The organism is Thermococcus sp. Bubb.Bath (assembly GCF_012027595.1).
Lineage (GTDB): Archaea > Methanobacteriota_B > Thermococci > Thermococcales > Thermococcaceae > Thermococcus.
Window position 1 is genome coordinate 36,135 of record NZ_SNUR01000003.1, and the last position, 22,081, is coordinate 58,215.

The 22,081-nt window shown below is 52.5% G+C and carries 26 protein-coding genes; 14 read left to right on the forward strand and 12 right to left on the reverse strand.

Going from position 1 to position 22,081, the window contains the following annotated elements; translation table 11 throughout:
* The first annotated feature begins 5 nt into the window (after nucleotides 1-5).
* The 9 genes from E3E29_RS07365 (at nucleotide 6) to E3E29_RS07400 (ending at nucleotide 6,351) form a co-directional block, all read left to right on the forward strand.
* Nucleotides 6-407: a helix-turn-helix transcriptional regulator gene (locus tag E3E29_RS07365; protein WP_167910360.1), complete on the forward strand. Its 402-nt coding sequence runs from the start codon at nucleotides 6-8 to the stop codon at nucleotides 405-407.
* Nucleotides 391-687, forward strand: coding sequence for a nucleotide pyrophosphohydrolase (locus E3E29_RS07370; RefSeq protein ID WP_167910361.1), 297 nt, complete (start codon nucleotides 391-393; stop codon nucleotides 685-687). The genes E3E29_RS07365 and E3E29_RS07370 overlap by 17 nt, the downstream gene beginning before the upstream one ends.
* 74 nt (nucleotides 688-761) lie before the next feature.
* Nucleotides 762-980: a lysylphosphatidylglycerol synthase domain-containing protein gene (locus E3E29_RS07375; RefSeq protein ID WP_167910362.1), complete on the forward strand. Its 219-nt coding sequence runs from the start codon at nucleotides 762-764 to the stop codon at nucleotides 978-980.
* 134 nt (nucleotides 981-1,114) lie between these two features.
* A complete protein-coding gene (locus tag E3E29_RS07380; RefSeq protein ID WP_240922814.1) occupies nucleotides 1,115-1,651 on the forward strand; it encodes a polysaccharide deacetylase family protein in 537 nt (178 codons plus the stop codon).
* Nucleotides 1,644-1,802, forward strand: a complete 159-nt coding sequence (locus E3E29_RS11840) for a hypothetical protein (RefSeq protein ID WP_240922815.1) — start codon at nucleotides 1,644-1,646, stop codon at nucleotides 1,800-1,802. The genes E3E29_RS07380 and E3E29_RS11840 overlap by 8 nt, the downstream gene beginning before the upstream one ends.
* 55 nt (nucleotides 1,803-1,857) lie before the next feature.
* Nucleotides 1,858-2,907, forward strand: coding sequence for an AmmeMemoRadiSam system radical SAM enzyme (gene amrS / locus E3E29_RS07385; protein WP_167910363.1), 1,050 nt, complete (start codon nucleotides 1,858-1,860; stop codon nucleotides 2,905-2,907).
* Nucleotides 2,908-2,909: 2 nt separating this feature from the next.
* Nucleotides 2,910-3,710 (forward strand): hypothetical protein, encoded by an 801-nt coding sequence (locus tag E3E29_RS07390; protein WP_167910364.1) that lies wholly within the window; start codon nucleotides 2,910-2,912, stop codon nucleotides 3,708-3,710.
* A gap of 72 nt (nucleotides 3,711-3,782) precedes the next feature.
* Nucleotides 3,783-5,672 carry an S-layer protein gene (locus E3E29_RS07395; RefSeq protein WP_277346694.1) on the forward strand — a complete coding sequence of 630 codons (1,890 nt, stop codon included), beginning with the start codon at nucleotides 3,783-3,785 and terminating at the stop codon, nucleotides 5,670-5,672.
* Nucleotides 5,673-5,805: 133 nt separating this feature from the next.
* Nucleotides 5,806-6,351 (forward strand): hypothetical protein, encoded by a 546-nt coding sequence (locus E3E29_RS07400; RefSeq protein WP_240922816.1) that lies wholly within the window; start codon nucleotides 5,806-5,808, stop codon nucleotides 6,349-6,351.
* Nucleotides 6,352-6,380: 29 nt separating this feature from the next.
* On the opposite strand, the gene E3E29_RS07405 is transcribed toward E3E29_RS07400, so the two are convergent.
* Together E3E29_RS07405 and E3E29_RS07410 are read right to left on the reverse strand one after the other, a co-directional pair.
* A complete protein-coding gene (locus tag E3E29_RS07405) occupies nucleotides 6,381-6,956 on the reverse strand; it encodes a TATA-box-binding protein (RefSeq protein ID WP_167910366.1) in 576 nt (191 codons plus the stop codon).
* Between the two features lie 133 nt (nucleotides 6,957-7,089).
* Nucleotides 7,090-7,938 (reverse strand): ATP-dependent Clp protease proteolytic subunit, encoded by an 849-nt coding sequence (locus tag E3E29_RS07410; protein ID WP_206205838.1) that lies wholly within the window; start codon nucleotides 7,936-7,938, stop codon nucleotides 7,090-7,092.
* A 100-nt stretch (nucleotides 7,939-8,038) separates the two neighbouring features.
* Between E3E29_RS07410 and E3E29_RS07415 the strand changes: the two genes are divergently transcribed.
* A complete protein-coding gene (locus E3E29_RS07415; RefSeq protein WP_167910576.1) occupies nucleotides 8,039-8,452 on the forward strand; it encodes a DUF356 domain-containing protein in 414 nt (137 codons plus the stop codon).
* A gap of 37 nt (nucleotides 8,453-8,489) precedes the next feature.
* On the opposite strand, the gene E3E29_RS07420 is transcribed toward E3E29_RS07415, so the two are convergent.
* Nucleotides 8,490-9,032: a multiprotein bridging factor aMBF1 gene (locus E3E29_RS07420; RefSeq protein WP_167910367.1), complete on the reverse strand. Its 543-nt coding sequence runs from the start codon at nucleotides 9,030-9,032 to the stop codon at nucleotides 8,490-8,492.
* Between the two features lie 69 nt (nucleotides 9,033-9,101).
* Between E3E29_RS07420 and E3E29_RS07425 the strand changes: the two genes are divergently transcribed.
* Both E3E29_RS07425 and E3E29_RS07430 read left to right on the forward strand, forming a co-directional pair.
* Nucleotides 9,102-9,626 carry a GNAT family N-acetyltransferase gene (locus E3E29_RS07425; RefSeq protein ID WP_167910368.1) on the forward strand — a complete coding sequence of 175 codons (525 nt, stop codon included), beginning with the start codon at nucleotides 9,102-9,104 and terminating at the stop codon, nucleotides 9,624-9,626.
* Nucleotides 9,616-9,921, forward strand: a complete 306-nt coding sequence (locus E3E29_RS07430; RefSeq protein ID WP_394352986.1) for a hypothetical protein — start codon at nucleotides 9,616-9,618, stop codon at nucleotides 9,919-9,921. The genes E3E29_RS07425 and E3E29_RS07430 overlap by 11 nt, the downstream gene beginning before the upstream one ends.
* A gap of 49 nt (nucleotides 9,922-9,970) precedes the next feature.
* On the opposite strand, the gene E3E29_RS07435 is transcribed toward E3E29_RS07430, so the two are convergent.
* From E3E29_RS07435 to E3E29_RS07445, 3 genes are read right to left on the reverse strand one after another with little or no spacing between them, the layout of a single operon-like run.
* The gene (locus E3E29_RS07435; RefSeq protein WP_167910369.1) at nucleotides 9,971-10,375 is read right to left on the reverse strand and encodes a Zn-ribbon domain-containing OB-fold protein; all 405 of its coding nucleotides are present in this window, start codon (nucleotides 10,373-10,375) and stop codon (nucleotides 9,971-9,973) included.
* Nucleotide 10,376: 1 nt separating this feature from the next.
* Nucleotides 10,377-11,543, reverse strand: coding sequence for a thiolase domain-containing protein (locus E3E29_RS07440; protein WP_167910370.1), 1,167 nt, complete (start codon nucleotides 11,541-11,543; stop codon nucleotides 10,377-10,379).
* Nucleotides 11,544-11,553: 10 nt separating this feature from the next.
* Nucleotides 11,554-12,606, reverse strand: coding sequence for a hydroxymethylglutaryl-CoA synthase (locus E3E29_RS07445; RefSeq protein ID WP_167910371.1), 1,053 nt, complete (start codon nucleotides 12,604-12,606; stop codon nucleotides 11,554-11,556).
* A 170-nt stretch (nucleotides 12,607-12,776) separates the two neighbouring features.
* On the opposite strand from E3E29_RS07445, the gene E3E29_RS07450 reads away from it, so the two are divergent.
* Entirely contained in the window at nucleotides 12,777-13,895 is a 1,119-nt protein-coding gene (locus E3E29_RS07450) for a S24/S26 family peptidase (RefSeq protein WP_167910372.1), read from the forward strand.
* Nucleotides 13,896-13,964: 69 nt separating this feature from the next.
* Here E3E29_RS07450 and E3E29_RS07455 read toward each other — a convergent pair whose 3' ends face one another.
* The 5 genes from E3E29_RS07455 to E3E29_RS07475 all read right to left on the reverse strand — a co-directional run bounded on the left by E3E29_RS07455 (nucleotide 13,965) and on the right by E3E29_RS07475 (nucleotide 18,752).
* On the reverse strand, nucleotides 13,965-14,645 hold the full coding sequence (locus tag E3E29_RS07455) for a fibrillarin-like rRNA/tRNA 2'-O-methyltransferase (protein WP_167910373.1): 681 nt from the start codon (nucleotides 14,643-14,645) through the stop codon (nucleotides 13,965-13,967).
* A 5-nt stretch (nucleotides 14,646-14,650) separates the two neighbouring features.
* Nucleotides 14,651-15,943, reverse strand: coding sequence for a C/D box methylation guide ribonucleoprotein complex aNOP56 subunit (locus E3E29_RS07460; protein ID WP_167910374.1), 1,293 nt, complete (start codon nucleotides 15,941-15,943; stop codon nucleotides 14,651-14,653).
* Between the two features lie 83 nt (nucleotides 15,944-16,026).
* Nucleotides 16,027-17,325 carry an RNA-guided endonuclease TnpB family protein gene (locus E3E29_RS07465; protein WP_167910375.1) on the reverse strand — a complete coding sequence of 433 codons (1,299 nt, stop codon included), beginning with the start codon at nucleotides 17,323-17,325 and terminating at the stop codon, nucleotides 16,027-16,029.
* A 127-nt stretch (nucleotides 17,326-17,452) separates the two neighbouring features.
* Nucleotides 17,453-18,175 carry a DUF92 domain-containing protein gene (locus E3E29_RS07470; protein ID WP_167910376.1) on the reverse strand — a complete coding sequence of 241 codons (723 nt, stop codon included), beginning with the start codon at nucleotides 18,173-18,175 and terminating at the stop codon, nucleotides 17,453-17,455.
* Between the two features lie 127 nt (nucleotides 18,176-18,302).
* A complete protein-coding gene (locus E3E29_RS07475) occupies nucleotides 18,303-18,752 on the reverse strand; it encodes an Lrp/AsnC family transcriptional regulator (RefSeq protein ID WP_167910377.1) in 450 nt (149 codons plus the stop codon).
* Between the two features lie 374 nt (nucleotides 18,753-19,126).
* Between E3E29_RS07475 and E3E29_RS07480 the strand changes: the two genes are divergently transcribed.
* A complete protein-coding gene (locus E3E29_RS07480; protein WP_167910378.1) occupies nucleotides 19,127-20,047 on the forward strand; it encodes a hypothetical protein in 921 nt (306 codons plus the stop codon).
* 113 nt (nucleotides 20,048-20,160) lie between these two features.
* On the opposite strand, the gene lonB is transcribed toward E3E29_RS07480, so the two are convergent.
* On the reverse strand, nucleotides 20,161-22,065 hold the full coding sequence (gene lonB, locus E3E29_RS07485) for an ATP-dependent protease LonB (RefSeq protein WP_167910379.1): 1,905 nt from the start codon (nucleotides 22,063-22,065) through the stop codon (nucleotides 20,161-20,163).
* Nucleotides 22,066-22,081: the final 16 nt, after the last annotated feature.

Below are 22,081 nucleotides of genomic sequence, written 5' to 3' on the forward strand. Positions count from 1 at the left end.
TATGAATGAAGGTCAGGGAGTTAATTGCCGGACTCGATGAGAAGCAGAGGAGGAGTGTTTCCAAGTGCCTTGATGAGTGCAGGCTCGTTGATCCCGAGGAGGAGGTTCTGGTTGAGGTTTCCAAAGAGGTCCTGGATTTCGTTAAGGTTCTGGCCAACCCGATACGCCTTTCCATCCTGAAGATGCTCATGAATCGCTGGATGTGTGTCTGCCTGATAGCGAAGGCCCTGGACCAGGACCAGACCCTTATAAGCCACCACCTGCGTTCCCTTAAGAGGATGGGCCTACTTGAAGAGAGGAGGGAGGGCAAAATTCGCTTTTACAGAACCAACCCCAAGAGCCTCCGCGAGGGCATAGATGGACTGATAAAGGAGATTGGGGTGCCAAAAAGTGAGGCCTCAGACTGAAGTCGATGAACTCATTGAGCGCATGGGGGGCTACTGGTCCCCCTTCCAAATGCTCGCCGCCCTCGTTGAGGAAGTGGGGGAGCTCGCCGATGCAATGCTGGCCTTTGAGGGGGTAAAGGGGAGAGCCGATAAAGCTAACCTGGAGGAGGAGCTTGGGGATGCCCTTTTTGCCCTGGCGTGCATAGCCAATTTTTACGGGTTCGACATGGAAGAGGCCCTTCATAAGAGCGTTGAAAAGTATCGGAAGAGAGACCTCAACAAGCGTTTCGACGTCCGTTGAAGCAAAGCTTATAACCCCCCAATGTTACTCCCATCGTTGTTGATAATAATACTCTAACGGATGGGAGGACTTGAATGTTCGAGTCTGTTGTTAGCTCCGCTGGTAGGTATGCATCCCTGGTTAAGGGGGTCCCCCTCTATTACCTTCTCATTGCCATCGCTCTCTACTATATCAGCGTCGTTATCTACGCCCTCCGCTGGAAGCTGGTTCTAAAGGGGGTCGGTAAAGATGCGTCCCTGGTCGAGCTCATCAAAGCCCTAATGGCGGGACTTTTTGTCAACACCGTTACCTGATACTTAACGATCAGAACCTCGGCAAAAGGCTGAGCCGCCTTGGAGGAAGAGGGTGGAGGAGGTCTACGACTGGAGGGTCATCGTCAAGAAGACGGAGCAAAAATACCTTCAGGTTCTTGACGAGGTGGCGGAGAATGGGTAGAATCGTTGCGCTCACCTTTGACGTGGAGCAGGACTGTCCACCCTTCGCGGAGACGAAGAACGGGATGCGGTACGGCCTTCCAAAGGTTATGGACCTCCTTGAGGGGTACGGGATTAAGGGGACGTTCCTCTTCACGGGCAGGATGGCGGAGGAGTTCCCGGAGCTTGCCAGGAGAGCGGCCAAAAAGCACGAGCTCGGCTGCCACGGCCTGGAACACGAGAGGTTTGACAGGCTGTCTATGGACGAGGTCAGAAAACGGCTTTTGGAGGCCAGGGGAATACTCACCCGTTTTGGAGAGATTATCTCCTTTCGCGCCCCCAATTTCCAGTTTCCCGACGAGTACTACCCCCTTCTAGCTCAGCTCGGGTTCAAAGTCGACTCTACCAAAGCGAGACACAAGGGGTGGAAGAAGGGAGTCGTCCAGATTGGGGGAATAACCGAGGTTCCCGCCACCACCTCGATAGTCACGAGGCTCCCCTGGAGACTCCAGGAACGCTTTCACAGGAAGTTCGAGAGTCCCGTTGTCTAACATCTTCCACCCGTGGGAGTTCATTGAAATGAGCAGGAAGCTCAGGCCCGACTGCTGGTTCGGAACTGGAGATAATGCCCTGGAGAACCTCCGCAGGCTGATTGAGTTTCACTGGATTCTGGTTCAACGTTCCTCACCCCCCACGAGATAGGCGGGAGGATGGGAAAGGCTAAAACTTCCAACGACTAATTCTCTTCGGTGAGAACATGAGGGAAGCGATGTACTGGGAGCCCCTTGATGGGAAGAGGGTGAGGTGCAAACTCTGCCCCCTGAACTGCATAATCGATGAGGGGAAGAGGGGTTCCTGCAAAATTCGGAAGAACATCGATGGAAAGCTCTACACCCTAAACTACGGCAAGGTCTCGGCTATTGCTGCGGACCCCGTTGAGAAAAAGCCGCTCTTTCACTTCTGGCCCGGTTCCTGTGCCTTCTCGATAGCCACAGTTGGCTGCAACATGCACTGCAAACACTGCCAGAACTGGGAGATAAGCCAGAGCGACGAGAACTTTCCCTACCTCCACGATATGACCCCCGAGATGGTAGTCGCGATGGCCAAGCGTCATGGCTGCGAGAGCATAGCCTACACCTACAACGAGCCGGTAATATGGTACGAGTTCGTCCTCGACACGGCAAAACTCGCCAGGAAGGAGGGTCTCCACAACCTCATGATAACCAACGGCTACATCAACGAGGAACCCTTCAGAGAACTCGCTCCATATATCGATGCCATGAACATAGACATCAAGGCCTTCGACGACAGATTTTACATGAAGATAGCGAGCGTGCCGAGCGGGGAGCCTAGCAGGAGAACCGCTGTGATAGCGAAGAAAGACTTTGGAATCCACGTCGAGCTGACCTACTTGATAATCCCTACTCTGAACGACAAGGAAGAGGAAATCAGAAACTTCGCCCGTTGGGTCGTTGAGAACCTTGGCGACGACACTCCGGTGCATTTCTCCCGCTTCTTCCCGCAGTACAAGCTCCTTCACCTCCTGCCAACTCCGGTGGAGACCGTTGAGATGGCCTACCGCGTCGCGAGGGAAGAAGGTTTGAAGTTCGTTTACGTCGGCAACGTGCCGGGGCATCCTGGGGAGAACACGTACTGCCCGAAGTGCGGGAGGCCTGTGATAGAGCGCGTTGGCTTTGAGATAACCGGGTACCACGTAACCCCCGATGGAAAGTGCGAGTACTGCGGTGAGAAGCTCCCAATAGTCGGGACTTACAAGAAAAAAGAATATCCTGGCATGTGGTGGTAGGAATGGATGTCGTTGAGGTCCTGTTCTACATTGAGATAATGGGAAGAGAAAGGGATTCCGTTGAGATGGAGTTGGGAGAGCTCAGCGCCAGGCTGAAAAGGGAGCGTTTCCGGGTAAAGCGGATTGATGTCGGTGAAGTCATAGAGGACGAGAGGATGGATCCGTTGCGCTTTTCCTCCATCGTCGAGGTTGAACTTGAGGCCCCTCTGGACAAAGTTTTCCGGGCTGCGGTGGCCTACTCACCCACCATGGTCGAGGTTTTTAGGCCCGGCAGGATTGAGATAGCCGGGGCGAAACTCTCAAAGATCCTTCAGGACATCATCGGGGAAATCTCGACCGTTATGAAGGAGAAGGGGGTAATGCCCTCCCTGCCCAAGCTCGATGACGTCCCAATGCCCCCAATCGGCTTCGACGAGGAGGAGCTATGGGAAATGATATACGAGGGGAGGAACATACTCTCCAGGCTTCACTTCAGGGTTAAGGGGGAAGATGAGAAAGTAGTGAGGGAGATACTGGCCAAAGCCCTCCTTGTTGAGGGATGTGGGGTCAACTCCCTCTCCGTTTCGGGAGGGGATGGTTTTACTGTTGAGGCGGAAGTGGTATCCTCCTTTGAGTCACTCGTGGGTGCGGTTGCCAAGTACCTGCCAGACGATGTGCAAATAATCGAGCCGGAGGTAGTTGATATAACCCTCCCTGAGCTCCAGAACTCCCTCAGCGATTTGGGCTCCATTTCGATGGGGATAAAGCTGAAGGAGGAGATGGAAGAGGCCTACGAGAGGGACGTCTTCTCCTTCCGGCTCTAAACCTTCGAAAAGTATATAGAGGAGAAAGGCCAGACCACTATGAGGAATGATAATGATGACCGGGGGGTTAATATGATGAAGATGCTGGGTAAAAACGCAGCAAGGCTGTTTGCCCTGTTTGTGGGTTTCCTTGTGTTGCTTGGAATCGGTGGGGCTTCAGCTTCGTCCAGTTACATAGTGCCAAACGGTCTCTATGACATAAGCAACGTCCCCAAGAGCTTTTTCGTTAACCCGGACGGGACTCCGAACGTTAAAATAGTGGTTGGAAGCTTCTCGAGCGCACAGGACGTGGCAAGCGCCGCGGATATAGCGGCTGCCCTGGGCAGTATCCTCTACAAGGAGGAAGAGGCCAAGGACATATCCGTGGTGCTCAGAAAGGGCGGGAACGTAAGCACCGTGTTCCAGCAGGTGATATACCGCTACGACTACGACACCATGACCGTTGACCACAATCTTCCCTACAACAGCGGCCTCGTGGGATGGGCCAAGTCCTACAACGAACTTCCTGGGGACTACTGGTACAATGGCGCGGACTACACCGCCAACTACAGCACCTGGATGAAGTCGTTCTCCACCTCTTTCTCCGTGAAGAATGGCGACTCAGTTAACGGCAACTACCTCTACGGCTGGAACATTAAGATAAGGAGCCTGTCCCTCCTTCCGATAGACCCCGCCGACTGGAACGGGGTGGCCCCTCCAAAGCAGGCCGATGTTGAGATACCTCCAAGGGATATGGTGGTTTCCGTTGACTACACCCTCTACAACTATACCGTCGAGACTGAGAAGGTAATCCGCGAGGCCTATCCCGAATGGGGCGTGCCTGAGAAGACTACCGTTACCAACGAAAGCAGGATGGGCAACATGGTCGACGTTCTCCTCGACACGGGTTCAAACGCCACGATAAGGAACGTCGTAAGCCCAGGTGTCGAGGCGGGGGACGAGTTCACGCTCCTCGGAAAGAAGTACCTGGTCTTCTCCGTTGGTCACGGAAACTTCACCGCTGGGGAGGTTCTTGGAACGGACTGGTTCCCGCAGAACAAGAGCACCATGCTCGGCAACAGCCCGTGGAGGATAACCCTCGTTGGTGCTGACCCGCTTAAAGAGACCGCCATCGTCACTGTTGTGAACATCAAGACCGGCGAGCTCTACGGTCCGCTCATTCTCAAGCTGGGTGAGCCGACGAACGTAGTCGTCAGTGGAAACACAATTGAACTTCAGCTTAAGCTTGAGGCACTCTCCGAGAACCTCGTCCTTGGCAAGATAGCCAAGATCAGCGGCTACTCAAACATAAAAACCTACACCAGCGGAAGCGAGATAGAATATGGAAACCAGAAGTGGCTCATAAGTGTCGACTCCGACGGCCAGTATATAAAGAAGATAAGCCTCACGAACGAGGACGAGCTCACCGGGAACCCGCTCGACATCCTCGGTGTTTACACGGTTAAGTATTCCTTTGACATGAAGTCCCTCAACGAGAAGGACGTTGACTTCGACATAAACAGGGACGGCAACATAACCGACACGAGCTTCGTGGTGGCCAAGGCCACAGTGACCATCCTCCAGAACTCTCCAGTGATAAACGAGACCGTCGTTGCGGTCGGCGATAGAATTCCTGGAACGGACTACGTGGTGGCAGGTGTCCAGGGCGTGAAGAAGGTGGTCATTCACACGCCGACCAGCCAGATAACCATCTTAGACACTGAGGTCAACTTCGCCAATCCAGACTCCAACTACATCCTCGTGGGCTCCAACAAGGACAACCTGCTCACGTCGATGATATTCGGGCACTACCACCTGCCCGTTGACTTCAGGGTCTGGTTCGGAGACTACCCGGTCTTAGGCTATATCCCGCACTGCAGCCTCCTTGGAGACAAGGGAGTCATCATAGTGGCGGGCTCAACGCCGAAGGCCACGAGGGAAGCCGCGGTAATCCTGATGCAGTACATAGCCGGCCTCTCCTGACCTTTCCTTTTTGGTGGTCCGGATGCGGCGCTCTACCTTCATTTTTCTTTCCGTCGTTCTGCTCCTAATTTTTGGGGCCTCACTCTGGGTTTTCTCAGGTTACTCCTTATACAACTCACTTTTCGATGAGAAGATGAAATCCGTGGTCAACGTTCAAATGGGCAACACCACTGTGGAGGTTGGTTCCTCATCCGTGGGGGACCCCTTGGCCTTCATAAACTCCACATTATATCACAAGTACTCTCGGGTAACGATAATCCTTGGAACCGGTGATACTAAAGATTACTGCGACAGGACCGGGAAATGCCAGTTCAGGACGCTGGCTGCTTCCTCCGTCTCCTGCCTAATCGGCAAACTCCTGGGTGCTTACTACTACGAGACCGCTAGGGAGATGGGCTACAACGACTCCTTTGCCCGGAGATTCGCCCTTGAGCACGTTTCGAGGGAGGTGTCCTCCCGCTGGCTTTCAACCTGGGACAAAATAGAGATTGGAAGGGGGAAGATTGGAAACGATAAACATCTCCTAATCATACTCAGGGGCCCCCTTGACGGCGCTGAGGGAAACAGGGTGTATTCCCCGAGAAAGGGTGTAGTGGTCATTGAGGCGCTTGATGAGAGAATCCTCTATGAGGAAGCCATCTTGCTCCAGGGGATAACAGGGGTGAGCTGTTCAACCTGACGAAATAGAATGGAGAGCGGAAGGAAATATCACCACTCCTCTTCCTCTTCTATGAGATTGTACTTCTCAAGCTCCCTTATGAGCTTTTTAACGGCCTCCCAGGCATCGTCTTCGCTCTTTGCACCGGAACAGACGATTTTCCCGGAGGAGAACAGGAGTATCACGGCTTTGGGTTCTTTGACGCGGTATATTACGCCCGGAAACTGCTCGGGCTCGTACTCGCAGTTGGGAAGGCTGAGGGCAACGGCATCGAGGTTGAACTCTATACCGATGTCACCGCTGAATACCATGTTCTGTATATCAATCTGTGGGGGCTTCGTGAACTTCGTGCCCACCTTCCTCCTCAGGACGTCGGTCAGCTTGTTAACTGCGTTCTCTATGTCTTCGACGCTCTTGGCGCCGGTAACAACGAGCTTTCCGGAGCTGAATATCAGCAGGGCAACCTTAGGCTCCGTGAAGCGGCAGATTATTCCGGGGAACTCTTCGGGGTTGTACTTTGAACTGGGGCATATCTCTATAACCTTCTCAAGTTCGAGCTGGGCAAAGAGGTCAACAGAAGCGACTATATTCTCGATTCTGAGCTTAACGTTGCTCATATCTACCAAGGCTTACACCTCCGGGTGGTGGGTTTAAAAACCCCTTATAAATGAGGCACCTTGGGTTTTTAAACGTTTAGGTCAGCAATGCATGGAAAACCATTCCAATGTACCCTTTTATTCATTAAAAAAGGAAAAGGAGTCACTTTTTGCTCTCCTGCCTCACGGGGTAGGGCATGAACTCAACGGTTCCCCGCTGCTTGACCGGCTGCCTGTAGAGTTCCATCAGGGTGTAGACCTCCTCCGGAACGTCGGTTTCAACGTGGAGGCCCAGTTCCTTGGCGTGGTCAACGGTTATAGGATAGTCATGCGTCCATCTGCCCTCTGTGAGTATCTGGGAGAGTTCCTTTGCTTTCTCCGCACCGTACCTGTCTTTGAGAAGGTAGAATATGAAATCCCTCACCTGTTTTATCGCCTTCTTTGCCACGTCGGCGAGTATAAGGGTCTGATCATCAGCTTTATCTGCTCCCTTCTGTTCTACTGCCCTGACTATGCTTGGTGCTGGGTACTGTCCGAGTTGGGGGTCGACCGGGCCGAGAACTGCGTTTGGATCCATTATTATCTTGTCCGCTGCAAGTGCTATAAGCGTTCCACCACTCATCGCATAGTGGGGAACGATAACGCGGGTCTCCGCTGGGTGATCGTGAAGGGCCTTTGCTATCTGCGTTGCCGCTAAGACTAGGCCGCCTGGGGTATGGATTATTAGGTCTATGGGTTTATCCTTCGGTGCGGTTCGTATGGCTCTCAGCACTTCCTCACTGTCCTCAACGCTGATAAATCTGTAAAGAGGGATTCCAAAGAAACCTATGCTCTCTTGGCGATGTATCATTGTTATAACTGTTGAGTCTCTCTTCCTGGCCAGCGTCCCCAATATCCTAATTCTGGCCGCTTGAAGCTGTCTGTACTGTAGCTGTGGCCACAGTGGGAGGAACAGGAAATACAGGAGAAACACCCACCAGATAAGAGACCCAACATCGTATCCTGCGCTCATGTGGATACCTCCTGTAAAGTTTGCATTTTTCCTCTTAAGCTTTTCTAAGGCAAGCTTAAAATGGCTCCCACACAACTATTTCTTGGTGAATGCTATGAGCATGAGAAACACGATAGTGCTTGTTAGGGCCGATGACTTTCACAAGGCGAGCGTTGCCCTCTCTGACCTCGTCAGGTATGGAGGTATGAAAATCTTGGGGGATCCGCGGATAATTTCACCTGCTCTTTCGGAGTGGATTTTTGAGGAAATTAGTGGTGAGAAGCCGAGAAAGCGTTTCAACGCACATGTTGTGGCTCAGGTTGACCTGCCGCCGGCCAAAGTAATAGGGCGCCTCATGGACATCCACCCTCCCGCGCATATCCTAGTTATCCCCCCGGACGAGAACGCTTGGGAGGAACTTATGCGCTCCTGGGGCAGCTTCAAGAAGCTTAAGGGGTTCCACCCCCCGAAGAAGACGAAGGGAGAGGAGATAACGGAGTGGAAGAAGAGGAATAAGAGGCTTGGCGATTTTTAGTATCTAGTTGTCTCTCTCGCAGTGTTGAGGCAGCGCGTCACTTCTTCCTCTTCTTTATCCTGACGTTGGCTATGTCCCCAAGGGTGGGCTCGTAGTTTCTGGGGATGATTTTCTTTTCCTGAACCTCGCTTTCGACGCTCTCTATGAGCTTTATTTTGAAGTACTTTTCCAGCTTTCTTGCCTCTTTTATCGTCGGTTCGCGGTGCCCGTGGGCTATCGCACGCAGGTCGTTCATGGATAAGCCTATCTCCTGTGCCAGTTCCTGATAGCTCTTCTTTGACCGTTGTATTGCCTGATAAACCCTTTCAGCGTAATCCTCAACGATCTCCTCCGCAACTAGGGGCCTCTCGGTTCTGGGCTTTGGTGCAGGTTTGGGCCTGGAAGGGGGCCTTGAGTACGTTCTCCTGGTCGGTTGCCTTCCGGTGGGCATTATGCTGAACGTTCCGGGTTTTTTGTGGGCGTATTTCTCGTAACATCTATCGCAGACGAGGAGCTCACTCCCCTCAATGCGGATTATGTGTCCAGGTCCCCTGATGGGAGCTCCGCATATCTCGCAGTATTTCGGCTTCTCTTTTCCCATCTTTACCACCTTCTTGCTCCGTTTAAAGTAGCCGTCAGACTTTTTAAACCCGACGATGAGGCCATATTGATGAAGGGAGTTAAGATAGAAAAGCTTGAGAAGTTCGACAGGGATACCCTGGAGAGGCTGGTCGAGATATACATGGACGGATACGAGGGACTGCGTGAATACGGGGGAGAGGGCGTGGACTACGCTAGGGGATATCTCCGCTGGTGCTGGGTGAAGGCTAAGGACGGTTTTTTCGTGGCGAAGGTTGGGGGCGAGATAGTTGGCTTCATAGTGTGCGATAGAGACTGGCACAGCAAGTACGAGGAGAGATCGGTTGGGGCGGTGCATGAGTTTGTAATAGACTCCAGGTTCCAGGGAAAGGGAATCGGGCGGGCCCTTATGGACACTTGTCTCCGGTACCTGGAAGAGTCCTACGACCGGATTGAACTGTGGGTTGGGGAGAAGAACGAGGGGGCCAAACACTTTTATGAGGAGTACGGCTTCAGGGTTGTCGGGAAGGAGAGGATCTGGAGGAGAATGGTCTTAGACTTGAAAAAGAATGAAAAGAATGATAAAGCTAAAAGTCGAAATACGGATGGTGATTGAGATGCCATGTATACATCCCCCTGTTAAGGATTCTGTTGAGGGAATAAACGAGGAAAGCTTTATCAAAAAAGATGGGGGTAAGCTCCGTGTTCGTATATTCGGGGATGAAGGACCCCTTGAAACCACAATGGAGGGCTCGTTGAAGAGCGTCGAGGAGATAGCGGGGATGCTCGGTGTGGAACCCGATGGAGACAGGATAGAGGCTGTCGTTAACGGGACAAAGGTGATTATGGAGCGCGGAAGGCTCCAGCTGGAGTTTGAGAACGGCGAGAAAATGCTCCTTGAGAACGTCTAACTTGTTCTCTTTTCCGTTTCAAAGGAAATAGGTTAAAAGGAAACGGCCGTCATTTTAGAACCGGCCTGAACTTGTAGGAGTAGAGGATTATTCCGTCCTCGTCGAACTCCCTGACCTTTCTCGTGACCATCTCGACCTCCATTCCGAAGTCGATTTGGTCAGGCTCGACGTCCGTGAGCTGGGCAAGGACGACCGGTCCCTCCTCCAGCTGGACCAGGGCGAGTGGATATGGTTTGTAGTACTCAAAACCGCTCGGCGGGTTCCTAACTAGGGTCCAGCTTATTACCTTGCCCTTTCCGCTGAACTCGAAGGGCTCAACGTTCCTTGAGCCGCAGATTGGGCAGACTTCCCTTCCTGGGAAGAAAACGTGTCCGTTCTCGCACTTTCCGCCGACCAACCTGTACTTCTCACCGAAGTGCCTCCAGTGACGGGCAACCTGCATCGGCTTCCCCATTTCAGACCCTCCTAAGGATGTTTATGGTTATGTTTGAGCCGGTTCCACCTATGTTCTGGGTAAGGCCAACCTCAGCGTCGGGAACCTGTATCCCTTCGGGAGCTTCTCCGCGAAGCTGAAGAACGGCTTCAACCGTCTGATAAACACCAGTGGCTCCAACAGGGTGTCCTCTGCTCTTTAGACCGCCCATCGTTTGTATTGGGTAGTCACCGTCTATTGCTATCTGTCCTTCCCTAGCAACGAGGGCACCCTTACCTTTCTCCGCAACGCCAATGGCCTCCAGGCTGAGCGCTGCCATGATAGTGAAGGCGTCATGGACCTCGAAGAAGTCGATGTCCTTAGCGGTTACCCCGGCCATTTTATAGGCTCTCTCCGCCGCTATCTTGGCTGCAGTGAGCGTGAGGAGATCCTCCCTGTTCGCGAGGTTTATTGTGTCTATGGCCCTTCCAAAGCCGGCTACCTCGACCATCTTTTCCTTTGGAACTCCTAACTCCCGTGCCTTCTCCTTTGAGGTTATTATCACCGCCGCGGCACCATCGCAGACCGGCGAGGCGTCGAAGAGCTTGAGCGGGTCGGCAATGTAGGGACTCTTAAGGACAGTATCAACGGTTATCGGGCGCTTGAACATAGCGTATGGGTTTTTGGAACCGTTTGCGTGGGCGTTGACGGCGAAGTGAGCAAGGTCCTCTTCTGTGTAGCCGTGCTCCTTCATGTAGAGTCTCATGAGGAGGGCGTTGAGGGCGACGAAGCTCGCGCCGTGGAAGAGCTCCCAGTCAGCGTCTGCGGCGTAGGCAAGGTATCTCGTTGCGTCACTCGGCCAGGCGTCAGTCATCTTCTCGACGCCGACTACCGCCACAACATCCTCGAGTCCGCTCATAACCGCCTTTGTACCTTCCTGAACCGCAGCACCACCTGAGGCGCAGGCGGATTCGATCTTAACCGCAGGGATGTGGCCGAGCCCGGCCCAGTCGGCTATGAGGGCGCCGAGGTTTTCCTGCTCTATGAAGGAGCCGGAGGCCATGTTCCCGACGTAGAGGGAGTCAACTTTGTCGATTCCAGCATCATCCATCGCGTTTAGGAGGGCCTCAACGGCTATGTCCCTAAGTGAAAGTCTCCAGTGCTCACCGACGGGTACCATACCTGCACCAATTATGACGGGCTTCTCCATTTCAACCACCTCATACAATGTACTTCCTTCTTGCCTTTGCGTAGAGCGCGTAGTCGATGTACTTCTTCCTGTTCACGTATTCCATGGTCTTTGGAGCTAGGTCTCTCTTCTCCTCTATAGCGTCCTGAACTACGAGGCTGAAGGCGTCGCTTCCGGCACCGCTTCCAAAGCTCACCCAGAGAATCCTGTCTCCGGGTTTGGCTATGTCGAGAACCGCTGAAACGCCGACGAGAGTTGCGCCGCTGTAAGTGTTGCCGATTATTCCACTGAGGAGGCCCGGAAGAACCTTCTCCTTCGGGATTCCAAGGATCTTGGCGGCGGTGAGAGGGAACTTGACGTTCGGCTGGTGGAAGACCGCGTAGTCGAAGTCGCTCGGAGTGTAGCCCATTTCCTCCATGAGGGTCTTGGCGGCGTTTATTATCTGGTGGAAGTAGGCCGGCTCACCGGTGAAGCGGTTGCCGTGCCTCGGGTAGTGCTCGTGCTGCCTCCTCCAGAAGTCGGGGGTGTCCGTAACGTAAGAATAGCTCGCCTCGAAATAAGCAAGAGTTTCAGGACTCTTCGGGGCGAGGATGTAAGCGGCTCCCCCTGCCGAAGCCGTGAACTCGAGGGCATCGCCCGGTCTTCCCTGGGATGTGTCGGCACCGATGGCCATCGCGTAGTCGGCCATTCCAGAGCCTACAAATCCCATTGCTGCCTGGATGGCCTCGGTTCCGGCTTTACAGGCGAACTCAAAGTCGGCGGCGTTCAAATCGGGGGTGGCTCCTATCGCCTCGGCGACAACGGTTCCGCTCGGTTTAACGGCGTAGGGCTTGCTCTCAGTTCCGAGCCACACGGCCCGGATAAGTTTGGGGTCAATGCCAGCCCTCTTCAGGGCGTTTCTTGCTGCTTCTATCCCTATTGTAATGGTATCCTCGTCAAGTCCTGGCACGGACTTCTCCTGTATTGGGTACGCGGTGGAGCCCCAGACGCGTCCTATCTCTTCCGCCTTGATTCTATACATTGGAACGTAGGCACCGTAGCCTATTATGCCCACTTCTCTGTTGGGCTTCAGGAGTTTTCTCATATGACACCACCTTCAAGCTTTGAAAATGTCCTCTTGGAGTTGGAGGAGGGCTTATAAAAGTCTTTCGGTAAAAGTGAAAGAGTTTTTAGACGATTGACGATAGACACACTTAACATATTTTTTACTATTTCAGGAAGACTTTTTAATCCTTAAATGAATGTAAACCGGTGATGGGACTGATATCCCATGGGAGCAGTGAGAATGTCCTGAGGAGCGCCAACATTGCATTTCTGGCGGGCGCTGGCGTGGGACTGCTCTTCAGTTACTGGAGGATTATCCTACCCCAGGGCCTCCCTGAGCTGTTTGCCCTAGCCACCGTAATGGGGACTATTGCGCTCATCCTTTTTGCCCTGTGGTCTTTGTTCATCTGGAAGTACGAGGAGGGGGACACCCGCGTTAACCTCCTGCTTAGAATGCTCCTGAGAATAGGCTCTTCCGCCGCTCTCTCCCTGTTCCTCTTCCTCATAGCGGCAAACTTCGAGTACTCAAATCACCTCTACCTCGCGGGGAAAACTTCAAAGCCCCCGTTCTGGTACACCCTGGTTTACATCGGAGACGGCCTTCTCATAACCGCGTCCCTGCTGACCCTCCTTGATGCCTTCGTTTTTGAGAGGCTCCATGCCTCTTGGCTCTACGACCGCTTCTTCTTCCCCTTCCTCTTCACCTTCACCGTCCTGAACGGACCGGCGCCATTTGATTCAACCACGAAGCTGACGATTCTGGGGTCGTTCTCGGTTTCCGTCTTCGTCCTCACCAGACACACGGTCCAGTCCATCTTGATATATCTCCTAAGACCTAGGAATTTTCTTGATTTCAAGCTAAGCACTGTCCAAGGGACGAGCATGAACCCTACGATCTTTGAGGGAGACGTCGTTCTAATCTCAAAGAAGGTTCCGGAGGAGCTCAAGCCCGGAATGGTGCTCGACGTTCGGATCCCGGCGCGCTACATGTCCAGAGCCGGAAACTTCGTCCACCGTCTCGTCTGGACGGATGGGAGGACGATTCAAACGAATGGAGATAACCTGAGACACCTGGATCCCAAAATTCCCATGAGGAACGTTGAGGGGATCGCGCTGGCTGTGTTAAGGTGGGATGGAAAAAGCTTTGGGGTTGAACCGCTCGTTGATGAACCAATCGATGTTCCTCCCCAGGCATTTCAGGTTGCGGATGAGTTAGTACGGCTCTATCAATCCGTAAAATCAAAATTGAGGTTTCTGGGCCTTTACCTGCCCCTTCTGATTGTGGCCCTTTTCTCCCTCCCCCTGATCGCCCTTTTGGGAGCGCCATAGAAACGCCGACTCTTAAACGGTTAAGAAGTGAAAAATTCAAAGAAAAGGGTAGCATCAATCAAAACCTCATCAAGGCTTTCTAACGACAAAGAGCGCGTGGTCCTTCTCGTAAGGCTCAAGCGAGACTTTCTCCACAATCTCAAAGTACGTCGATAGTTCTTCCTCGACTTCCTTGAACACCTGCTCCGGCTCCTTTGTCACATCTATACTCCTGCTCTTTATTGATATCATGCCGTAGCCGCCGCTCTTGAGGTAGACCTTCGCGTTGTCTATCAGGATTTTCGCCTGGCTCGGCTGGGCAACGTCCTCGAAGATTACATCCACCTTGGGGACGAGCGCACGGTAGCCTTCGGGCTTTGTAGCGTCGCCGAGTATGGGGACTATGTTCCTTCTCTTTTCAACGAGGGGAACGAGCTCCCTGAGAACCCTCGGTGAGAACTCAACGCCGAAGACCTTTCCTTCCCAGCCGACGACGTCGCTGACGTGGGAGGCGGTCGTACCGCTGGCGATACCGAGGTAGAGGACGGTCGTGCCGGGTTTTATCGGGAAGTTCTTGAGGCCGTTGAGTATCGCTGCGCCTAACTTGGAGCGGTTGGGGTTCCATATCCTGTACTCCTCGCCCTCGAACTTTACGGTTCTCTCGCCGTAGACCTTCTGACCTGGAACGAGGTTCTTGGTCGCTATCTTCTCACTTCCATCCTCATCGACGAACGTGAAAACTCCGGGGAACCTGTGGGGTTTTATGCGCATTCAGCTCACCTCCTGCCCTTCTTCTCCTTCTTTTTCTTGCCGCCTTTGTCTTTCTTGCCTTTAAACTTCTCTCTCTTCTCTTTCTTTTCGAACTTTTTGCCCTTCTCCGGTTTGCCTTTGCCCTTTTTGCCTTTGAACTTCTTCTTTTCCTTTTTCTTTTCGGACTTGGCCTTCCTCTTCGGCGGGTTGGGGTACTTCTCTTTTATCTCCCTGATGCGCGCTTCAACTTCCTGCTTGAGCTCCTCTCCGATGTATTCTCCGGAGAAGTAGTCGACGCGAGCTGCTATCGCCAGTTTGCCTGAGAGGGCGCGGGCTATCTTACCCCTCTGCCACCACGGCGAGCGGTTTATCTCCGGGTACTGGAAGATGACGCCGTGCTTTGGAGGCTTGGCACCGCTCCTGAGGTGTCTGAAGAGGGCCTTCTCCGCTCCCAGAACCTGTATAGTTGATGCAGGCATTAGGGCCAGCTCTTTCAGCCCGCCTGCGAGGCTGAGGAGTCTCGCTCCAAGTTTCGCCCCGACGAGGGCTTTGATGTTTGGAGCAACTTCGTCCATAGCCGTCTCAAGGTAGTCCTCTATCTCCTTTCTGAGTTTGTAGAGGTCGTTTATCTCGCCCGCGAGCCTTACAATGATTCTCTCGTCGAACTTACCCAGGAGAGCCCCCATCGAGTTCTTTGCGGCGTTAAGGATCTTCTCCGCCTTCGCTTCGGAGAGACCAAGCTCCCTCAACTTCTCCTCACTCAGGTTTTCGCGGGAACCCACTGTTCTCACGAACGCCACGTACTGTTCGTGCTTTGGAAGGAGTTCATCAAGCTCCGGGAAGTGAAGGCCGTACCATTCCCTAAGGCGTGAGATAAGTAGGTTTGTGACCTTGTCTATGTCGTCCAGGGCCTCTATGGCCTGGATGACCATCTTGTCCCTTGCCCCGCTCTGCTCCTGTATGCGCATCCTGGTAAGGGCAACGCCCACGTTGAAGTACTCCTCGAACCAGTTCTCGCCCATGAACTCCGCGGGGTTTGAGCGGAGCCTCTCCCCTGCTATGTTTGGGAACTCGCCGGTTGCGTTGTATCCGAGTTCCTTGAGTCTTCTCCCGAGTTCTGCATCCTCCACGATGAACTCGTCGTATCCATCACTTTTTAGTCCGTCGAGAAGGCCTAATAGCCCATCGCACGGTTCTCCATTCAGGAGGCTGTTGAGCTTTACCTCTGCGTTTTCGGTGAAAGGTTTGCTCGCGATGAGGTTTCCAGCTTCATCAAAAGCGTAGACGCCCCTGACGTTCTCGGATAGGTAAGCTTTCATGTTATCACCCCTTATCCTTCTCTCTCCCACTATAAAAGCTTGATGCCTTAAAACTATCCTGGCCTCCTCCCCACCTTAAAGGATTAACCCCTCGCCATTGGTAGAGAGGTTTGAGGGGTCTCATTCAGGCCCAAGTTAAAGCGGGTCTTCGACCCCTCTGGCCGGGTCTTCGGCCAATTACCCCTCCTCTGAGCGTAAAGACCGCTCAGATTCGGGGTTATGGTTTTCACAACCTTTTTCAAAATATTGAAGGCTCCAACTAAATCAGCATTAAAGACAAGCCCCGTTTCGGGACACTTAAACAATCCACGAACGAAACGAGCCCCTTCGTGGGGCTTCCCGCAAACGGGGCAAGTCTTCGAAGTGAAAGCCTCATTGACGACCAAAACCTGGATACCATACTCTTCAGAGGCTTCCTTTAAACGTTTAATGACTGAGTTAAACCGCCAAACGTGAGATAGGAGATAATTCTGCTTTTTACCCCTGTCAGAGTTCCTAGCTATGCTCTTCGGGTAGCCAACTACAATTCTGGAAACTCCGAGGTGATAAAGCCTCTCACCGGTTTGCCTTACCGCCGTGTTAATGTAGTGCTTCGCCTGAAGTTTAGCCTTCTGGTGCATTCTGGAGAGTTTCTTACTCTTCTTAGCTCCAGACTTATTGATTTTGGATTGATAATCCGCTATCCGTTTTTGCCAGTAAAAGGCTATGCTTTTCAACGGTCTTCCGTTCACTAAGAAGCTCTCCCCGTTTTCAACGTAAACGGCCATTAAGTTGTTCACTCCGAGGTCAATTCCAGCGGAGAGACTGCCTAAGGGTTCTCTTGGAAGTTTAACCCCCTCTTGGCCATAACGCCTTTCTTCCACCGTGTATGAGATGTGAGCATACCACTTTCGCCTCACGGGGTCGAAAGTTATCTCCAACCGGCCTTGCTTCCCCTTCAAGTGAATTCTGCCCTTGAACTGGACTTCTAAGCGCTTGAACTTTCCAAGGCCTTTTAGAATAAGTTTGTTCTCTTCAATTCCGTATTGGTCGTTTCTTAGAACGATTAAGCCTCCATCCTTGATGTAGTTTGGAGGTTTCGGCTTGAGCCAGCCGGGGAGTTCTCCGCTTCTTTTGTTCCGAAGGAGGGAGAAGAATGAACGCCAAGCCTCGGTGTTTTTCCTGCAAATTTGTTGAACCGTTGCCGAGCCTATCTCGGATTTGAACTCTTCATAAACTATTTTCTCGGTTCTGAGGAAGTCTATGGGTTTTCCCTCGAAGAATCCTTGTATTCTAAGATAGTTCACCCTATTCCAGACTTTCGAGCTAGTGAGAACTAACTCGGAAAGGGCTTTCTCCTGAACCTTCGAGGGCTGGAGCTTAAGGGTTACTGACCGCTTCATACTGAAGTATGGTATGGGTTATGAAGCTTAAAATAGTTTGCTTTCCTGATTGAAGGCTGCTTTCTCAATTACTGCCTCCCACTCTAAAGGACGAGGCTTTCGGAAGAAAAGGGAATCCGCCGTTTCATCATCCGCCCAGGGCGGTGAAGGTGAGCGCCCCCACCAACCCACCGAGAAGCGATGCTGTGAAGTTGGTGGTGTTGTTGTCTGTTATACCCCTGTTCTCAAGGGTCGCACCGATGAGACTGTCCAGGTTTACCCCCACGAAGCCGCCCACTACTATAGCCGCGCCCATGAGGAGCTTGTGCGATGTGAGCGGCAGGGCAAAGGGGACTATAAGGGCAGCCCCCACCAACGCGAAGAACTCTCCTGGGAGCGAAATACCACCGTTGGTGCCCGGTTTGACGGGTTTGAGGTTGGTTATCAGCCTGGGCCTTCTCCCGAACACCTTTCCAAGCTCGCTTGCTAGGGTGTCCCCATTGACGGTGGCTATCGCCGAGAACGTTGCGGCCCAGAATATGTCCTGCCGGGTGATCATCTCAACCACTAGGAAGACCACCACCGCGAGACCGTTACCGAGAACATTCCCAAGGCCGCGCACCCTCTCACTCTTTGAGGAAAAACCCCTTCTAACCTTCTCCTCGAACCGGTACTTCGTTGCGGCAACTCCTATCATGAGGAACACCATCATTGCGAGAAACGGGTATACCCCTCCGAGCCATAGGAGGAATATTCCTAGAACAACCGCACCGGCCGCCCCCCTACCGTCGAGAGCATGAAGTCTCAAGGCTACGACGCCAAGGGCTAATACAAATATGGAGCCCGCAGTGAGTGCGTGGGGAGATAGCATTATTGTCACCTCTCTGGGATTTAAGGGGGAGCTTGTGCCCTCTCTTGTTGAACCGGTTGAGAGTAAGCGTTTATTACTCTTTCCCTCGACTATTGTCGAGGACAAATTGGACAGAAGAGGAAATGAGTCAGAAAACTTCGAGCTTGCACACTTCGGTTATGAAAGTTATGTCCATGTGCTCTATGCCCGGTATCTCCTTGGAGATTGCGTTTATTATCCCCTGCATCTTTTTCATATCGCTTTGAGTTACTACGTGGACGACGATGTTGTGGGCTCCTATCGCCTTCTCGATCACTTTGATCTCTTCTATCCCTTTCAGCTTCTCCACAATCTCGTCCAGGTCAACACCTGCTTTGAGGGTTATGCCGAGTATGGCGTGGAGGTAGCCGAGCTTCTCAAAATTAGGAATAACCGTATACTTGATGACAACACCGTTGCGCTCAAGCTTGTCCATCCTGCGCGATATCCTCTGCCTAGTCGTTCCAAGCCTCTCCGCAAGTTCCTTGTACGTCATCCTTGCGTTCTGGGAGAGGAGCTTTATTATCTTGATATCGACCTTGTCGATTTTAGTCCTCATATCGGTCCCCCCTTGTGTTGGTTTTCAGTTTTAAGAATGGGTCGTTCCAGTTATAAAATTTTCGTAAAATTTTCAACATGTTGATATCACCATATAATACGTGTTTCATTCTGTTGAGGTAATAGGGGTGTTACTCGGAAAATTGGGGGTATGCACTTAACTAATTGTTACAAAATTTATGTGATATTAGGAGCAAAAAACCTAATTGTGGTCATTAATTACTTCGTCTTGGGAGTATTTAGGGACCCGGGCCGTCGTTATTCAGGAGATTATTTATCCCGTGATTCTCCCCGCGAAATGTTTATTAAATTTTGGAGATTTCTGTGAACATCCCGATATTGTGTCACCGGTGGTGATAAAATGGAAAGCTTGCAATGTACACTAAAATTGGAAAGAATGCCCTTCTTGAGTCTCTCCGCCCGTTCTTCGGAAGGCCCCTACTGGTAGTGGTTAATGGTAGGAGAGCATTCCTGGTTGATGGGAGCGGTAAAGTAATACCCATTGAATCTCACCTCTCTGAGAACCTTGAGAACGTTGAGGTGTATTCTCTGGAGAAGCTTGAGTTTCTCGAACTCCTCCACCCTTCCAATGGTGCGGAAAAAAAGAAGAGTACTCCATCAGCTGTTGTCTTTAAGTACTCTGCCAGCCTGTCAAATCTCCCCGCGGAGATAGCCCTTCGCGTTGAAGGTGCGGTCCCCAGGATAGTTAAGGGGGCACATTTCTCCGGGATTGCAATCGAGCGCATGGCACTCAATGGCAAGTTGCTCCACGGGGTTACTGGCAGGGACATCCTCAGGCTTCGCGTGAGTGCTAGAGGGTACCCATCTGTAAGCGCTCCGGAGGACGTTCTAAAATCTATCATCTCCGATTTTTTGGGGGAAGAAACCGGTTTTGAGACGAGGGTTATCATGAGGGACTGCAGCTTTGAGGTCGTCCAAAAGGTCCCCCCTGTACGTCTTAGGACTCAGGTTCCTGGATTCCGCTCTGGTAGGGTTCTTGGGGTTCCCCTTCACTCTTCAGATGTATCGGCACCTCGTTTGAACCGGGCGCAGGTCGAGAAGGAGGTGGAAAGGATTCTGAGTGAGGCGGGGGTCGAAGAACTCCTCGATGAGTTAAAGGACGCCTCTAGTGGAAAGGACATTTCCCTCGGCAGGGTTTCCTCCGCCATTAGAGATGCCCTCTCCAGCATGAAGGGAGTTTCCCTCAAGGATGTCCGGCTCTCAGAGGGGGGAAAGGCTGCAGGGTCTTCATTTCCCTTTCCCGCGAGGGCAGGATATCTTTGGAGACCCTTGTGAACTCCATCCGGGAGAAACTCAGGGATGCCGAGAGAACTCTGAAAGCAGGTGGAATGCCCGTCAAAATTGAAAAGGCGCATGCCATCCTAGAAGGAGAATGAAAAGGGTAAAGCTCAGCCCTTCTGGAGTGGGAGGGCGCGCCTTATCCTTGCTATAAGTTCTTCTTTCTTCTCGTTGTCCTCCAATGCAATCTCAAGCACCTGGTCTATTGTCTCGACCGGGATTATCTGTATCTTTGCGGCCTGATCTGGGCCCAAGAAGACGTCTTTTTCGTTCGACTTGGGTATAATCACCGTTTTGATGCCTGCCTCTATTGCCGCCTCTATCTTCGGTGTTGCGCCGCCTATTGGGAGGACTTCGCCGCGGACGCTCAGTGATCCAGTCATTGCCACGTCCTGCCGTATTGGTATCTCTTCAAGTGCTGAGATTACCGCTGTGGCTACGCTTATGCTTGCCGAGTCCCCTTCTACCCCCTCGTAAGTCTGGAGGAACTGGACGTGGATGTCGTACTTGCTGATGTCCTCGCCCTTGTAGCGCTTTATTATCGCTGAAACGTTCTGGACGGCCTCCTTGGCTATCTCACCGAGTTTCCCAGTGACTATTATCTTGCCCTCCTCTTTGCTGGCGGCAGGTGCAACGACTGCCTCTATCGGAAGGACGATACCGCTCTGTTCCCCAATTACTGCAAGGCCGTTCACCCTTCCTATCTCTCCGCCCTCGCTCTTTATGACCTGATATTCCTTCTTGTTCTCGATGTACCAGTCGGCGAGCTGCTTCTCAAGGGGTTTTGCCATCCTCATGGCTTCAAGGACGTCCTCCCTTTCCACGTACTTCTTGCCCTTCTTGACCGCTATGTCTCCAGCTGCCCTAACGATACCGCCGAGGTCACGGAGACGGAGCGTGAGATGTCCTTTTCTGCCGCCCCTTCTTTGGGCTTCCCTGACTATCTCCTCCACAGCTTCCCTCGTGAAATGAGGTATCTTGCCGTCCCTCATGACCTCTTGGGCAACGAACTGGACGAGCTTTCTCCTGTTCTCTATGGTGTCTGGCATCGTTGTTCTCATGTAGACCTCGTAACCGTAGCCCCTTATACGGGAGCGCAGAGCGGGATGCATCTTGTCAACGGTGTCGAGGTTTCCTGCTGCGACGAGGATGAAGTCACAGGGAACGGGTTCGGTTCTCACCATCGCACCGCTGGAGAGCTCGCTCTGGCCGGTTATCGGGAACTTTTTTTCCTGCATTGCTGTGAGGAGGCTCTGCTGCATCTTAAGGGAGAGGGTCGCTATCTCGTCTATGAAGAGGACTCCTTTGTGGGCGCGGTGTATCATTCCCGGCTCAACGCGCTCGTGGGCGGGTGTTCCGAGACCACCACTCTGGAACGGGTCGTGCCTGACGTCGCCAAGCAGTGCCCCGGCATGGGCACCGGTTGCGTCAACGAAAGGGGCCTTTGTTCTGCCGCAGTTGTCTATTAAGAGCTTGGGAACTAGGACGCTCGTGCGGAGGCGCATGTTTGAGACGACCATCATGGTCAGGACGATGACGAAGAGCCCCATCAGAAAGTTTGTGGTGTTTGGGTCGAACATCACAGCCATCATGACCATGAAGACTATCCCAAGGAGGAGGTAGGACTTGAGGTTTTCTTGGCTTTTGGCCTTTTCTCTGTACCTGTCCACTATCCTCCTTCCCTGGCATGCCGGGACGGTCTTTATCCTTGGCATGTTCTCGTCCTCTGAGTTGGGGAACACCAGGACGTCTTCTAGGCTCTCCGTTGGGAGGAGTTCAGCCATGGCCTGGCCAAGCATTGATTTTCCAGTTCCTGGCTCTCCAATCAAGAGGACGTGTCTCTTCTGACCCGCCGCGGTTTTTATAACCTCAACGGCATGTTCCTGCCCTATGACCTGGTCTATGAGCTTATCGGGCACTTTTATATCTTCAGTGGTCTGGAAATCTACTCCCAGCTCGAATCTTTCCCTGTTCTCGGATTCAGTGGTGTTTTGGGGGGTCGGATTCTCTCCCATTGCCATCCCTCTCGCT

Excerpts from the sequence above, each read along its gene's own strand:
- E3E29_RS07455 (WP_167910373.1), bottom strand. The coding sequence starts at position 14,645 with ATGCGCATAAAACCCCACAGGTTCCCCGGAGTTTTCACGTTCGTCGAT.
- E3E29_RS07480 (WP_167910378.1), top strand. The coding sequence starts at position 19,127 with ATGTACACTAAAATTGGAAAGAATGCCCTTCTTGAGTCTCTCCGCCCG.
- E3E29_RS07465 (WP_167910375.1), bottom strand. The coding sequence starts at position 17,325 with ATGAAGCGGTCAGTAACCCTTAAGCTCCAGCCCTCGAAGGTTCAGGAG.
- E3E29_RS07445 (WP_167910371.1), bottom strand. The coding sequence starts at position 12,606 with ATGAGAAAACTCCTGAAGCCCAACAGAGAAGTGGGCATAATAGGCTAC.
- amrS (WP_167910363.1), top strand. The coding sequence starts at position 1,858 with ATGAGGGAAGCGATGTACTGGGAGCCCCTTGATGGGAAGAGGGTGAGG.
- E3E29_RS07365 (WP_167910360.1), top strand. The coding sequence starts at position 6 with ATGAAGGTCAGGGAGTTAATTGCCGGACTCGATGAGAAGCAGAGGAGG.
- E3E29_RS07380 (WP_240922814.1), top strand. The coding sequence starts at position 1,115 with ATGGGTAGAATCGTTGCGCTCACCTTTGACGTGGAGCAGGACTGTCCA.
- E3E29_RS07415 (WP_167910576.1), top strand. The coding sequence starts at position 8,039 with ATGAGAAACACGATAGTGCTTGTTAGGGCCGATGACTTTCACAAGGCG.
- lonB (WP_167910379.1), bottom strand. The coding sequence starts at position 22,065 with ATGGGAGAGAATCCGACCCCCCAAAACACCACTGAATCCGAGAACAGG.
- E3E29_RS07460 (WP_167910374.1), bottom strand. The coding sequence starts at position 15,943 with ATGAAAGCTTACCTATCCGAGAACGTCAGGGGCGTCTACGCTTTTGAT.
- E3E29_RS07470 (WP_167910376.1), bottom strand. The coding sequence starts at position 18,175 with ATGCTATCTCCCCACGCACTCACTGCGGGCTCCATATTTGTATTAGCC.
- E3E29_RS07450 (WP_167910372.1), top strand. The coding sequence starts at position 12,777 with ATGGGACTGATATCCCATGGGAGCAGTGAGAATGTCCTGAGGAGCGCC.
- E3E29_RS07400 (WP_240922816.1), top strand. The coding sequence starts at position 5,806 with ATGAAATCCGTGGTCAACGTTCAAATGGGCAACACCACTGTGGAGGTT.
- E3E29_RS07410 (WP_206205838.1), bottom strand. The coding sequence starts at position 7,938 with ATGAGCGCAGGATACGATGTTGGGTCTCTTATCTGGTGGGTGTTTCTC.
- E3E29_RS07375 (WP_167910362.1), top strand. The coding sequence starts at position 762 with ATGTTCGAGTCTGTTGTTAGCTCCGCTGGTAGGTATGCATCCCTGGTT.
- E3E29_RS07430 (WP_394352986.1), top strand. The coding sequence starts at position 9,616 with ATGGTGATTGAGATGCCATGTATACATCCCCCTGTTAAGGATTCTGTT.
- E3E29_RS07390 (WP_167910364.1), top strand. The coding sequence starts at position 2,910 with ATGGATGTCGTTGAGGTCCTGTTCTACATTGAGATAATGGGAAGAGAA.
- E3E29_RS07420 (WP_167910367.1), bottom strand. The coding sequence starts at position 9,032 with ATGGGAAAAGAGAAGCCGAAATACTGCGAGATATGCGGAGCTCCCATC.
- E3E29_RS07435 (WP_167910369.1), bottom strand. The coding sequence starts at position 10,375 with ATGGGGAAGCCGATGCAGGTTGCCCGTCACTGGAGGCACTTCGGTGAG.
- E3E29_RS07440 (WP_167910370.1), bottom strand. The coding sequence starts at position 11,543 with ATGGAGAAGCCCGTCATAATTGGTGCAGGTATGGTACCCGTCGGTGAG.
- E3E29_RS07395 (WP_277346694.1), top strand. The coding sequence starts at position 3,783 with ATGATGAAGATGCTGGGTAAAAACGCAGCAAGGCTGTTTGCCCTGTTT.
- E3E29_RS07475 (WP_167910377.1), bottom strand. The coding sequence starts at position 18,752 with ATGAGGACTAAAATCGACAAGGTCGATATCAAGATAATAAAGCTCCTC.
- E3E29_RS07425 (WP_167910368.1), top strand. The coding sequence starts at position 9,102 with ATGAAGGGAGTTAAGATAGAAAAGCTTGAGAAGTTCGACAGGGATACC.